The organism is Pseudomonas sp. MF09150, from assembly GCF_059862355.1.
Genome location: NZ_JCBCUS010000011.1, coordinates 94305 through 106666, shown reverse-complemented (window position 1 = coordinate 106666; position 12362 = coordinate 94305). Strand labels below are relative to the sequence as shown.

The following is a 12362-nucleotide window of genomic DNA, read 5'->3' as shown; positions in this document are numbered from 1 at the left end:
ATACGGCCGAGGAGCAAGACTTGTCTTCTAATCGGCTTTTATATGGGCTCCATCAATGGATATTCCACGGTGTGGTGAGTCTCTGTATTGAGTGCGCAGCGCTCCGCACTTAGCCAGGTCATGTATGGATTCATACGCCTGCCGTGGTTGTTTCGCGCCACGCACCTGCCGGGTTTAGGGCAGCAAAATGGTCGAGCCGGTGGTACGACGCGCCGACAATTCGGTGTGGGCCTTGGCGGCGTCGGACAGTGGATAACGCTGGCCGATCTCAATCTTCAGCTTGCCGCTGGCAATCATCGCGAACAGGTCATCAGCCATCAGTTGCAGGTTTTGCGCGTTGTTGGCGTAGCTCGCCAGGGTCGGCCGGGTGACGTACAGCGAGCCCTTGGCCGATAGGATTCCCAGGTTGACCCCCTCCACTGCGCCCGAGGCATTGCCGAAGCTGACCATCAGCCCGCGTGGCGCCAGGCAGTCCAGGGAGGTCAGCCAGGTGTCCTTGCCCACGCCGTCGTAGACCACCGGGCACTTTTTGCCGTCGGTCAGTTCCAGCACGCGCTTGGCCACGTCTTCATGGCTGTAGTCGATGGTCTCCCAGGCGCCCAATGCCTTGGCGATGGCGGCTTTTTCCGGCGAACTGACGGTGCCGATCAGTTTTACCCCCAGGGCCTTGGCCCATTGGCAGGCCAGGGAGCCGACGCCACCGGCCGCCGCGTGGAACAACACGGTTTCGCCGCCCTTGAGCTCGTAGGTCTGGCGCAACAGGTATTGCACGGTCAGGCCCTTGAGCATGACGCCCGCCGCCTGTTCGAAGCTGATGGAGTCCGGCAGGTGCACCAGGTTCGCCGCCGGCAGCACATGCACATCGCTGTAGGCGCCTAGGGGGCCGCTGCCATAGGCCACACGGTCGCCAACCTTGAACTGGGTGACCTCGCTGCCCACTGCGTCGACCACGCCCGCGCCTTCGGCGCCCAGGCCTGATGGCAGGCTCGGCGGCGCATACAGGCCACTGCGGAAATAGGTGTCGATAAAATTCAGGCCGATGGCCTTGTTGCTGACACGGACTTGTTGCGGGCCCGGCTCGGCGGGCTGGTAGTCCGCATATTCAAGTACTTCGGGGCCGCCATGGGCACGGAACTGGATACGTTTGGCCATCTGCATTCTCTCCTCGGTCGTGTCGCGAAAGTGTTCTATCGGACTCCTCTGCTTGACCTTCGTCAACTGCGGCAGGCCGGGGTGCAGTGTTATGCTACGCGCCCATTTGCGCCGGCCCCTGCTTCATCCCTAGCGCCGCGTAGCTTTGCCCCGATTCAAGGTGATGCCATGACTACCCGCACCGAGGCCGTAAAAGCCTACCTGCTCGACCTGCAAGACCGCATTTGCGCTGCGCTGGAAACCGAAGACGGCGGCGCACGCTTCATCGAGGACGCCTGGACCCGCCCGGCCGGCGGTGGCGGACGCACCCGAGTGATTGGCGACGGAGCGGTGATCGAAAAAGGCGGCGTCAACTTTTCCCACGTGTTCGGCAGCGGTTTGCCCCCTTCGGCCAGTGCCCACCGGCCGGAGCTGGCCGGTCGCGGTTTCGAGGCCCTGGGCGTGTCGCTGGTGATCCACCCGCACAACCCTCACGTGCCGACATCCCACGCCAACGTGCGCTTCTTCATCGCCGAGAAAGAAGGCGAAGAGCCGGTCTGGTGGTTCGGTGGCGGTTTTGACCTGACCCCCTATTACGGCAATGAAGCGGACTGCGTGCACTGGCACCGGGTCGCCGAAAAGGCCTGCGCACCGTTCGGCGCCGATGTTTATCCACGCTACAAGGCCTGGTGCGACAGCTACTTCCACATCAAGCATCGCAGCGAGCCACGGGGCATTGGCGGCCTGTTCTTCGACGATCTGAACGAGTGGGACTTCGACACCAGCTTCGCCTTTATGCGCGCCATCGGTGACGCCTACATCGAGGCTTACCTGCCGATCGTCCAGCGCCGCAAGGCTGCGGCCTACACCGCCCAGCAACGCGAGTTCCAGGAATTCCGCCGGGGCCGCTACGTCGAGTTCAATCTGGTCTACGACCGTGGCACCCTGTTCGGCCTGCAATCGGGCGGGCGCACCGAATCGATCCTGATGTCGCTGCCGCCGCAGGTGCGTTGGGGCTATGACTGGAAAGCCGAGCCCGGCAGCGAAGAAGCACGCCTGACCGAATACTTCCTGCAAGACCGTGACTGGCTGGCCGGTTCCGCTTGAACAAAAGGGCTTTAGCAGATGGATCAGTACGTCGTTTTTGGTAACCCGATCGGCCACAGCAAATCGCCGCTGATCCATCGCCTGTTCGCCGAGCAGACGGCTCAGCAACTGGACTACAACACCCTGCTGGCACCTCTGGACGACTTCACCGGCAGCGCCCGGGCGTTCTTCGCCGAGGGCCGTGGCGCCAACGTCACCGTGCCGTTCAAGGAAGAAGCCTATCGCCTGGCCGACAGCCTGACCGAGCGCGCGCAACGGGCCGGTGCGGTGAACACCTTGAGCAAGCTCGCCGACGGCCGCCTGCTGGGGGACAACACCGACGGTGCCGGCCTGGTCCGGGACCTGACGGTCAATGCCGGGTTCAGCCTCAAGGGCAAGCGCATCCTGCTGCTGGGGGCCGGTGGCGCGGTGCGCGGTGCCCTGGAACCGCTGCTGGCGGAACAGCCGGCCTCGGTCATCATCGCCAACCGCACAGTGGAAAAGGCCGAGCTGCTGGCGGAGTTGTTCGCCGACCTGGGGCCGGTGTCGGCCAGCGGTTTCGACTGGTTGCAAGAGTCGGTGGACCTGATCATCAACGCGACCTCGGCCAGCCTCTCCGGCGATGTGCCGCCGATTGCCGGGAGCCTGATCGAGCCCGGCCACACCCTGTGCTACGACATGATGTACGGCAAGGAACCTACGCCGTTCTGCCGTTGGGCCAGGGAGCACGGGGCGACGCAGGTGATGGATGGCCTGGGCATGCTCGCCGAGCAGGCGGCGGAAGCCTTCTACCTCTGGCGTGGCGTGCGCCCGGACAGCGCGCCGGTGCTGGCTGAGTTGCGGCGGCAATTGGCGCAGTAACGGGCTGCAACAGTGTGGCGAGGAGCTTGCTCGCGCTCGGCCGCGCAGCGGTGGTAGAACCGGCTTTCGAAGTCTGTCAGACGGACGACGGTGCCCGGCTTTGGGCCTGCTGCGCAGTCCAGCGCGAGCAAGCTCGCTCGCCACAGGGAGCGCCCCCGTCAAACCTTGGGGTCAGTCTTCGAAGTGGATCGGGCAATGCTGCGGTCCTTCGAGCTTGATCAACTCCTCCTTCACCGCCTGGCGCGCCCGGCGCAGGATCAGGCTGCGATCCTGGCGCCGCAGACGCCTGGCCTCCTGGTGCAGCATTTCCACCCCCGAGTAATCGATGAAATTGATGTGCTGGGCCTCGATCACCAGGCGTGGCGCGTGGCAGCGTTGCATGCGCACTTGCAGGTAGTGGCTGGCGCCGAAGAAGATCGAGCCGCCAACCCGCAGGATGTCCTCGTCACCCTCGCGCCATTGCTGCACCCGCGGTTGCGAGGTGCGCTTGAGGTAGAAAAACAGCGACGCCAGGACCCCGGCATAAATCGCCGTTTGCAGCTCTAGGAGCAAGGTGGCGATGCAGGTCAGACTCATCACCACGAACTCGGCGCGACTGACCCGGAACAACGCGCGGATGCCGCGATGGTCCACCAGCCCCCAGCAGATCAGCAGGATGCTGCCCGCCATGGCCGGGATCGGAATATGGGCGATCAGCGACGCGCCACTCACGGCAAACAGCGCCACCCACAGTGCGGAAAATACCCCGGCCAGCGGTGAATGCGCGCCGGCTTCGTAGCTCAGGCCGGAGCGGGTAAAAGAGCCGGACGACAGATAGCCGGAAAAAAACGCGCCGACGATATTCGACAGACCCTGTGCACGCACTTCCTGGTTGGCATCGAGCAATTGTTCGGAGCGGGCCGACAGTGAGCGGGCAATCGACAAACTGGTGACCAGCCCCAGCATCCCCACCGCCACGGCGCTGGGCAGCAGGCGCAGGATCATTTCCAGGTCCAGCGGCAGGGGGCTGAGGGGTGGCAGTTGGCCGACAAAGGCGCTGACCAGTTGCACATGGCCGAACAGCGCGGGCCACATCCACACCACCAGGGCGCTGAGTACCAAGGTTATCAACAGGCTCGGCCAGCGGGGCAGCAGCAGTTTCAGCGCCACCCCCAACAACAAGGTGCCCAGGCCGAGCAGCAAGGAGGGTTTATCCACAGCGTCGAGGTGGCCCAGCAGTGAGAGCAGGCTGTTGAGGGCGGTGGCCTGGTTCGGCAGGTCCAGCCCCAGCAGGTTGGGCAATTGGCCGAGGGCGATTACCACGGCGGCGCCGAGGGTGAACCCCAGCACCACCGAGTGCGAGACGAAGTTCACCAGGGCGCCAAAGCGCAGCATGCCCAGCAACCACTGGAACACCCCGGCCAGCAGGGTCAGCAACAGGATCAGGGTGATGTAGTCCTGGGACGCGGGCACGGCCAGGGGGCTGACACTGGCATAGAGCACGATGGAAATGGCCGCCGTCGGGCCGCAGATCAGGTGCCAGGAAGAGCCCCAGAGGCAGGCGATCAGCACCGGCACTATCGCGGCATACAGGCCGTACTCCGGCGGCAGCCCGGCGATCAGGGCGTAGGCAATGGATTGCGGCAGGGCCAGGATGGCGCCGCTCAGCCCCACCAACAGATCACGTCCGACGCTGGCGCGGGTTTGCCGAGGCAGCCAGCTCAGGAAGGGAAAGAGTGAATGGCGGTTGGGCCAGGCCATGGTTCCTCGCGGGTGGATTGATTCAAGGGCGTCAGGTTAAAGCATTGCCCAGGCGCTTGCCCAAGGATGGCGCGCGCGCCGGGCTTCAGCCCAGCTTTCAAAAGCTGGGATGGGGACGCTGGCGCTTCAGGGTGCAGCGTCCCCATCCAGCCCACTACAGCTTGGCCTTCACCGCCGCCAGCGCATCCTTGCCATCGAGGGTCTTCACCCCTTCCAGCCAGGTGTCCAGCATCCCCGGATTGGCCTTGATCCAGGCCTTGGCCGCATCCGCATTGCTGACCTTCTTGTTGGCCACCTCGGACATGATGCTGTTCTCCATTTCCTGGGTGAAGCTCAGGTTGGTCAGCAACTTGCCGACGTTCGGGCAGGCCTGTGCATAACCCTTGCGGGTCAGGGTGTAGACGCTGCCGGTGTCGCCGAAATACTTCTCGCCACCTTTGAGGTAGTGCATTTTCAGCTGCACGTTCATCGGGTGCGGGGTCCAGCCGAGGAAGGTCACGAACTTCTGTTTCTTCACGGCCCGCGACACTTCCGCCAGCATCGCCTGCTCGCTGGACTCCACCAGCTTCCACTGGCCGAGGTTGAAGTCATTCTTCTTGATGATCTCCTGCAACGAGATATTGGCCGGCGCGCCGGAGCCGATGCCGTAGATCTTCTTCTCGACGTCCTTGGGGTGCGCCTCGGCGTAGGTGTTCAGGTCGGCAAAATCGTGCACTCCTGCATCCCACACGTAATCCGGCACGGCCAGGGTGAACTCGGTGCCGTCGAGGTTCTTCGCCAGCTGGGTGACATCGCCGGTGGCCACGAACTTGTCGTAGAAGCCCTGCTGCGCCGGCATCCAGTTGCCGAGGAACACATCCACCTGGCCGTCCTTGAGACCGCCAAAGGTGATCGGCACCGCCAGGGTATCGACCTTGGCCTTGTAGCCCATGCCGCTCAACAGGAAACCGGTGATGGCGTTGGTCGCGGCGATGTCGCTCCAGCCCGGATCGGCCATTTTCACCGTTTCGCACTGATCGGCCCGGGCCGACGCACTGCCCAGGGCCAGGAGGCCGATGGCGACTGCTGTGGATAACCTTTGCATGCTCTTCCCCTTACGTTATTGGTTTTGGCAGGGTTGTGGATAACGAGCCTTGCGCTCCAGATCGTCGAGGTCGATGTGGTTACGCATGTATTGCTGGCTGGCATCGACCAGTGGCTGGTGGTCCCAGCTCTTCAGCTTGCCCACGGTCAGCGCGCTGGCGACGAAACGCCGACGCCGCTGGCTGGCGAGTACCTGTTGCCGGATCAGCGGGATATCCCACTTGGCCCGGGCTTCGGCGAGGAAGGCCTCGAACAGCGGCCGATGCTGCGGCGACTGGCTGAGTTCTTCGAGCTCGCGGGGATCGTTGGCTACATCGAAGAGTAGGCACGGGTCGTCTTCGCTGTAGATGAATTTATAGGCGCCGCGGCGGATCATCATCAGCGGGCTGATGGTGCCTTCGGCCATGTATTCGCCAAAGACCTCGTCGTGCCCGCCCTGCCCTTGCAGGTGGGGCACCAGCGAGCGTCCGTCGAGGGGCAGGCCCGGTTCCAGCTCGCCGCCGGCGAGTTCCACCAGGGTCGGCAGCAGGTCGGCGGTCGAGACCGCCGCGCTGACCCGCCCGGCGGCGAACAGACCGGGGGCGCTGACCAGCAGTGGCACCCGCGCGGCCATCTCGAACCAGTGCATTTTGTACCAGAGCCCGCGCTCGCCGAGCATGTCGCCATGGTCGCCGGAGAACACAATGATGGTGTCGTCGATCAGCCCCGTGTCCTCCAGGGTCTGCAGGAGTTTGCCGACGTTGCTGTCGATATAACTGCACGCGCCGAAGTAGGCGCGGCGGGCGTCGCGGATCTTATCCACAGGCAGCGGCTTGTCCCACAGGTCGTAGACCTTGAGCAGGCGCCGGGAATGGGGATCCTGGCTGCTCTGTGGTGGCGTTTCCGGCAGCGGAATGTCGTCGTCGCGGTACAGGTCCCAGAAGGCCTTGGGAATGGTGTACGGGTCGTGGGGGTGGGTCATGGACACGGTGAGGCAGAACGGCTGGTCGCCGTCTTCGCGGATATGGTCGAACAGGTACTGCTGGGCCTTGAACACCACCTCTTCATCGAAATCCAGCTGGTTGGTGCGCACGCAGGGCCCGGCCTGCAGCACCGAGGACATGTTGTGGTACCAGCTGGGCCGCACATCGGGCTCATCCCAGTTCACCGCCCAGCCATAGTCGGCGGGGTAGATATCGCTGGTCAGGCGCTCTTCATAACCGTGCAACTGGTCCGGGCCGCAGAAGTGCATCTTGCCCGACAGCGCGGTGCGGTAGCCGAGGCGGCGCAGATAGTGGGCGTAAGTCGGGACATCCGCGGGAAAGTCCGCAGCGTTGTCGTAGGCGCCGATCTTGCTCGGCAACTGGCCGCTGACCAGGGTGAAACGCGATGGCGCGCACAGCGGGCTGTTGCAGTACGCGGCGTCGAACACCACGCCCTGGGCGGCGAGGCGACTGAGATTGGGCAGCTTGATGGGCGAGGAACCGTAGAACGGCAACATTGGCGCGGCCATTTGATCGGCCATGATGAAAAGAATGTTCTTGCGCTTCATGTATTCGCGGCATTCCATAGTAAGCAGTTATGCGAAAGTGCTGCGATCGAGCATGTAGCCCATGCATTTTGCGGTAAAGCCCATGCCGGGCAATGACTAGGATAAGTACAGCTTATGTATGAAGCGCTCGGGGACCTGTCCCTTGATCTGTTTCGCGCCTTTGAAACCGCAGCCCGCCTGCGCAGCTTTACCGCGGCGGCGGTGGAGCTGGGCACCACCCAGCCGGCCATCAGCCAACAGATCAAGCGCCTGGAAGAGCAACTGGGCACCCGGCTGTTCGACCGCATCTACCGTGGCATCGAGCTGACCGAGGCCGGGGCGACGCTGTTCGAGCAGGTGCAGGAAGGCTTGCAAAGCATCGACGCCGGCTTGAGCGCGATCAGCACCCAGCATCAGCATGAGGTGCTGCAGGTGGCCACCGACTTTGCCTTCGCCGCCTACTGGCTGATGCCGCGCCTGCATCGGTTCCACCAGGCCAACCCCCAGGTCGATGTCAGCCTGGTGACCAGCGAGCGCAGCCACACCATGCTGCGCAGCGATATCGACGTCGCGGTGCTGTTTGGCGACGGGCGTTTCAAACAAGGCACCAGCCATTGGCTGTTCAGCGAGGAAGTGTTCCCGGTGTGCAGCCCGCTGCTGCTCAAGGAGCAGGCCGCGCCCTTGCCCCTGGCGGCGTTGCTGGAGATGCCCCTGCTGCATCTGCGCGGGGAAAACAGCAGCCACTGGTTCGACTGGAGCGGGGTGTTTCGCGAACTGGGGATCGCCACGCCTCCGGCTCCCGGGCAGTTGCGTTTCGATAACTACACCCTGCTGATCCAGGCGGCGATCGGCGGTCAGGGCGTGGCCATCGGTTGGCGGCACCTTGTGGATAACTTGCTGGCCCAGGGCCTGCTCTGTCGGCCCATCAGCGAAACGGTGATGTCCCGCTACGGCTATTACGTGGTGTTGCCGCAACGCAAACGGCGCGCGGCCCTGATCCAGCGCTTCGTCGACTGGCTGATGTTCGAGCAGGCCAGCAGCGCCCAGTCACTGACCGGTATGGCGCTGCCGTCAATCGCGGTGTAAGGCCCGGCGTGCGCCCTGCCCTAGCTGACAAATTGCACATGCTCACGCAGGTGCAGATTCAGCCGCAGTTCATCGGCGATCCCGATCGCCACGCTGTTGAGTCGCTGCAGGGGTTCTGCGAGCCCCGGCTCCAGGCTGCTGCTGACCTGGCTGAAATGCTCGATACCAAGGCCCGGCACGCCGCGTGGAGCGTTGACCAGGGTCCAGCGCAAGGTACTGGTCTGCAATGCATCGAGGATTTCCTGGGCGGCGTGATGCTGCAATGGGTCGCGGGGTTGAGTGCTGTCGAGCACCTCGAAGTCGCCGACCACGAACAGGCGCTGCACCTGGGTCGCCTGCATCCCGGCGATCAAGGCATCGATGGCCCGGACCTGCTCCAGGGAATCGCAGATTCGCAGCTTTTCCACCTGCTCACTGCCCATAGGCAGGCCGGGCGCGTCCAGCAGGCACACCACCAGATCGCCGCCGGCAACACTTTGCTTGACCCGTTCGGCGTCGAACAGGTCGCCGCTCTTGGTCCGCAGCCCGGGGCGCGGTGCGAGGGCGGTGAGGTCGTCGAGGATGGCAATGACTTCATGCTGGCGGCGCAGGAATTCGGCCATCAGCGCACTGCCCAGGCTACTCATGGCACCATAGAGCACCAGTTTGATCACCGGGGTTTCGGCATTTTTCATGGCGCAGCTTCCTTCTTTCCACAGGTATGAGGTGTGACCTGTGGCGGGTCGCAAGGGTTCGACTTTGTCGCGAGGGGTTTTGATGCAACGAATCAAGGGCTATCACGCCCACGTCTATTTTGACGCCAGCACCATCGATCAGGCGCGCAGCTTGTGCGAACAGGCGGCGCAGTTGTTTTCATTGAAGATGGGCCGGGTTCATGAACGTCCGGTGGGTCCGCACCCGGACTGGAGCTGCCAGTTGGCCTTCGAACCGCAGTACCTGGGCGTGGTGCTGCCGTGGCTGGCGTTGAACCGCAAGGGGCTGGTGGTGTTTTTGCACCCGGACACCGGCGATGACCTGGTCGACCACACCGACCATGCCATCTGGATGGGCGCGGTGCGGCCGCTGGATCTGTCGGGGTTTTAGGCGCAGCAGGCCTGCAAGCCGCTCATCGGCTTGCAGGTACTCGTCAGGGGATGGACGTCAGCGATTGGACAAAAAACGATCAGTTGAGTACGCCATCGAGAATCTCGTAGACGATGCCTGAGCCAATGGCAATCAACACCACGTCACCGCCCATGCGCCGCCATTCGTAGCCCTGGTAGTACGGCAGGTGGGCCAGGGCGCGGTTGTCCAGGCGCTCGCCGTAGTAGCCCCGTGGCAACGGCTGGCCACGCACCAGGTGCACACCCGGTGGCGGTGGCGCACCCCGCACGAAGTAACCGTGGTTATCGCGGATGGTCTGGCGCACCGGGCCGAAATCCCTGGGTGGCGCGCCGCGATGATCATTCTGCGGACCGCGATGCTCTTCGCCACGATTGTCCCGCTGGCCCTGTTGTGGGCCGCCGCGATCACCGCCGCGATCATTGTCACCCCGTTGATCGGCCATGACATTCAGCATCGGGCCGGCACTGAGCATCAGCACACCGAGACCGGCAATCAGGCGTTTGGGCATTTTCATCAGGTCTTCCTCACAGCGAGCAACAAAAAGGGGTAGGCAACCTGAGCTGCCTACCCCTGGGTCTTGCTATTTAGTCTGTGACTTCGGGTGCTAATTCCTCTGTATCAGGAACTTTACCTTCAGCTGACCCGCGCTTTACCTATGCCTTCGGCCAGGGAGGCGCACAGGCTGAGCACGCCATCGACGGCCTGCTCGGGGGTGGTGGCGTTGGCGATCTGGTCGATCAGTGCCGACCCCACCACCACGCCGTCGGCGAGGCGCGCGATGGCCGCGGCCTGCTCCGGGGTGCGGATGCCGAAACCGATGCTGATCGGCAAATCGGTGTGGCGACGCAGACGGGTCACGGCTTCTTCGACGTGCTCCAGGGTCGCAGCACCGGCCCCGGTCACGCCGGCCACCGAGACGTAGTAGACGAAGCCGGAACTGCCGTTGAGCACCTTCGGCAGGCGCGCATCGTCGGTGGTCGGCGTGGTCAGGCGGATGAAGTCGATGCCCGCAGCCTGGGCCGGGTCGCACAGCTCGCTGTTATGTTCCGGCGGCATGTCGACCACGATCAGGCCATCGACCCCGGCGGCCTTGGCGTCGCTGATGAAACGCGGCACGCCGTAGTGGTGGATCGGGTTGAAATAACCCATCAGCACCAGCGGGGTTTCACTGTTGCCTTCGCGGAACTCGCGAACCATCTGTAGGGTTTTCGCCAGGTTTTGCTTGGCGTCCAGGGCGCGGATATTGGCCAGCTGGATCGCCGGGCCGTCGGCCATCGGGTCGGTGAAGGGCATGCCCAGCTCGATCACGTCGGCACCGGCGGCGGGCAAGCCCTTGAGGATCGCCAGCGAGGTGTCGTAGCCCGGGTCGCCGGCGGTGATGAAGGTCACCAGGGCGGCGCGGTTTTGTTGCTTAAGCTCGGCAAAGCGCGTTTGCAGGCGGCTCATCAGTGTTTCTCCTGCTGGGATTTTTCTTGTTGAGAGCTTTCCATATGGTGCATCACGGTCTGCATGTCTTTGTCGCCACGGCCCGACAGGTTGACCACCATCAGGTGATCCTTGGGCAGGGTCGGCGCGCGTTTGAATACTTCAGCCAGGGCGTGGGCGCTTTCCAGGGCCGGGATGATGCCTTCCAGGCGGCAGCACTGGTGGAAGGCGGCCAGGGCTTCGTCATCGGTCACCGAGGTGTACTGGACGCGGCCGATGTCGTGCAACCAGGCGTGCTCGGGGCCGATGCCCGGGTAGTCGAGGCCGGCGGAAATCGAGTGGGCGTCGATGATCTGGCCATCGTCGTCCTGCAGCAGGAAGGTGCGGTTGCCGTGCAGCACGCCCGGCACCCCGCCGTTCAGGCTGGCGGCGTGCTTGCCGGTTTCAATGCCGTAGCCGGCGGCTTCGACGCCGATGATTTCGACGCTCTTGTCGTCGAGGAACGGGTGAAACAGGCCCATGGCGTTGGAACCGCCACCGATGCACGCCACCAGGCTGTCCGGCAGGCGGCCTTCCTGGGCTTGCAGCTGTTCACGGGTTTCCTTGCCGATCACGGCCTGGAAGTCGCGGACCATCGCCGGGTACGGGTGCGGGCCGGCCACGGTGCCGATCAGGTAGAAGGTGCTGTCGACATTGGTGACCCAGTCACGCAGGGCTTCGTTCATCGCGTCCTTCAGGGTGCCGGTACCGGCGACGACCGGGATCACCTCGGCCCCCAGCAGCTTCATGCGGAACACGTTGGCCTGCTGGCGCTCGATGTCGGTGGTGCCCATGTAGATCACGCAGTCCAGTCCGAAGCGCGCGGCGACGGTGGCAGTGGCCACGCCGTGCATGCCGGCGCCGGTCTCGGCGATGATGCGTTTCTTGCCCATGCGCCGGGCCAGGAGGATCTGGCCGATGCAGTTGTTGATCTTGTGCGCGCCGGTGTGGTTCAGCTCTTCGCGCTTGAGGTAGATCTTGGCGCCGCCGCAGTGCTCGGTCAGGCGTTCGGCGAAGTACAGCGGGCTCGGACGGCCGACGTAATCGCGCTGGAAGTAGGCCAGTTCCTTGAGGAAGGCCGGATCTTCCTTGGCGATTTCATACTCGCGGGCCAGGTCGAGGATCAGCGGCATCAAGGTTTCTGCCACGTAGCGGCCGCCGAACGAGCCAAACATGCCGTTGGTGTCAGGACCGTTGCGCAAAGGGGTCTGGGTCATCGGAAGCTCCCGGTGAAGGTCAAAAGAGTGAATTGATGCGAAGACAATGGCGTTCACTCTACCCCTGACAGGGCAGGCTG

General features: G+C 63.8%; 12 protein-coding genes. 4 read left to right on the top strand and 8 right to left on the bottom strand.

Annotated features, from left to right (window positions below; genetic code table 11):
- Positions 1 to 174: 174 nt before the first annotated feature.
- Positions 175 to 1152 (bottom strand): quinone oxidoreductase family protein, encoded by a 978-nt coding sequence (locus AC19YX_RS30070; RefSeq protein WP_500607698.1) that lies wholly within the window; start codon positions 1150 to 1152, stop codon positions 175 to 177.
- A gap of 168 nt (positions 1153 to 1320) precedes the next feature.
- Here AC19YX_RS30070 and hemF point away from each other — a divergent pair, with 168 nt between their 5' ends.
- On the top strand, positions 1321 to 2238 hold the full coding sequence (gene hemF / locus AC19YX_RS30065) for an oxygen-dependent coproporphyrinogen oxidase (protein WP_078470309.1): 918 nt from the start codon (positions 1321 to 1323) through the stop codon (positions 2236 to 2238).
- Positions 2239 to 2256: 18 nt separating this feature from the next.
- A complete protein-coding gene (gene aroE, locus AC19YX_RS30060; RefSeq protein ID WP_078470308.1) occupies positions 2257 to 3078 on the top strand; it encodes a shikimate dehydrogenase in 822 nt (273 codons plus the stop codon).
- A 171-nt stretch (positions 3079 to 3249) separates the two neighbouring features.
- Here the strand turns inward: aroE and AC19YX_RS30055 are convergent, their stop codons facing one another.
- The 3 genes from AC19YX_RS30055 to betC all read right to left on the bottom strand — a co-directional run bounded on the left by AC19YX_RS30055 (position 3250) and on the right by betC (position 7432).
- Positions 3250 to 4818, bottom strand: coding sequence for a SulP family inorganic anion transporter (locus AC19YX_RS30055; RefSeq protein WP_078470307.1), 1569 nt, complete (start codon positions 4816 to 4818; stop codon positions 3250 to 3252).
- A 154-nt stretch (positions 4819 to 4972) separates the two neighbouring features.
- Positions 4973 to 5902 (bottom strand): choline ABC transporter substrate-binding protein, encoded by a 930-nt coding sequence (gene choX, locus AC19YX_RS30050; RefSeq protein ID WP_500607697.1) that lies wholly within the window; start codon positions 5900 to 5902, stop codon positions 4973 to 4975.
- A gap of 15 nt (positions 5903 to 5917) precedes the next feature.
- The gene (betC, locus tag AC19YX_RS30045) at positions 5918 to 7432 is read right to left on the bottom strand and encodes a choline-sulfatase (RefSeq protein ID WP_078470305.1); all 1515 of its coding nucleotides are present in this window, start codon (positions 7430 to 7432) and stop codon (positions 5918 to 5920) included.
- A gap of 114 nt (positions 7433 to 7546) precedes the next feature.
- Between betC and AC19YX_RS30040 the strand changes: the two genes are divergently transcribed.
- Entirely contained in the window at positions 7547 to 8497 is a 951-nt protein-coding gene (locus tag AC19YX_RS30040) for a choline sulfate utilization transcriptional regulator (protein ID WP_500607696.1), read from the top strand.
- Between the two features lie 20 nt (positions 8498 to 8517).
- On the opposite strand, the gene AC19YX_RS30035 is transcribed toward AC19YX_RS30040, so the two are convergent.
- The gene (locus tag AC19YX_RS30035; RefSeq protein WP_201128735.1) at positions 8518 to 9171 is read right to left on the bottom strand and encodes an NAD(P)-dependent oxidoreductase; all 654 of its coding nucleotides are present in this window, start codon (positions 9169 to 9171) and stop codon (positions 8518 to 8520) included.
- Positions 9172 to 9253: 82 nt separating this feature from the next.
- Here AC19YX_RS30035 and AC19YX_RS30030 point away from each other — a divergent pair, with 82 nt between their 5' ends.
- A complete protein-coding gene (locus tag AC19YX_RS30030; RefSeq protein ID WP_078470302.1) occupies positions 9254 to 9580 on the top strand; it encodes a DOPA 4,5-dioxygenase family protein in 327 nt (108 codons plus the stop codon).
- Between the two features lie 79 nt (positions 9581 to 9659).
- Here AC19YX_RS30030 and AC19YX_RS30025 read toward each other — a convergent pair whose 3' ends face one another.
- From AC19YX_RS30025 to trpB, 3 genes are all read right to left on the bottom strand, one after another.
- Positions 9660 to 10115, bottom strand: coding sequence for an anti-virulence regulator CigR family protein (locus AC19YX_RS30025; RefSeq protein WP_078470301.1), 456 nt, complete (start codon positions 10113 to 10115; stop codon positions 9660 to 9662).
- A 119-nt stretch (positions 10116 to 10234) separates the two neighbouring features.
- Entirely contained in the window at positions 10235 to 11047 is an 813-nt protein-coding gene (gene trpA / locus AC19YX_RS30020) for a tryptophan synthase subunit alpha (RefSeq protein ID WP_078470300.1), read from the bottom strand.
- Positions 11047 to 12282: a tryptophan synthase subunit beta gene (gene trpB / locus AC19YX_RS30015; RefSeq protein WP_421548132.1), complete on the bottom strand. Its 1236-nt coding sequence runs from the start codon at positions 12280 to 12282 to the stop codon at positions 11047 to 11049. Before trpB ends, trpA begins: the two co-directional genes overlap by 1 nt.
- Positions 12283 to 12362 lie beyond the last annotated feature (80 nt).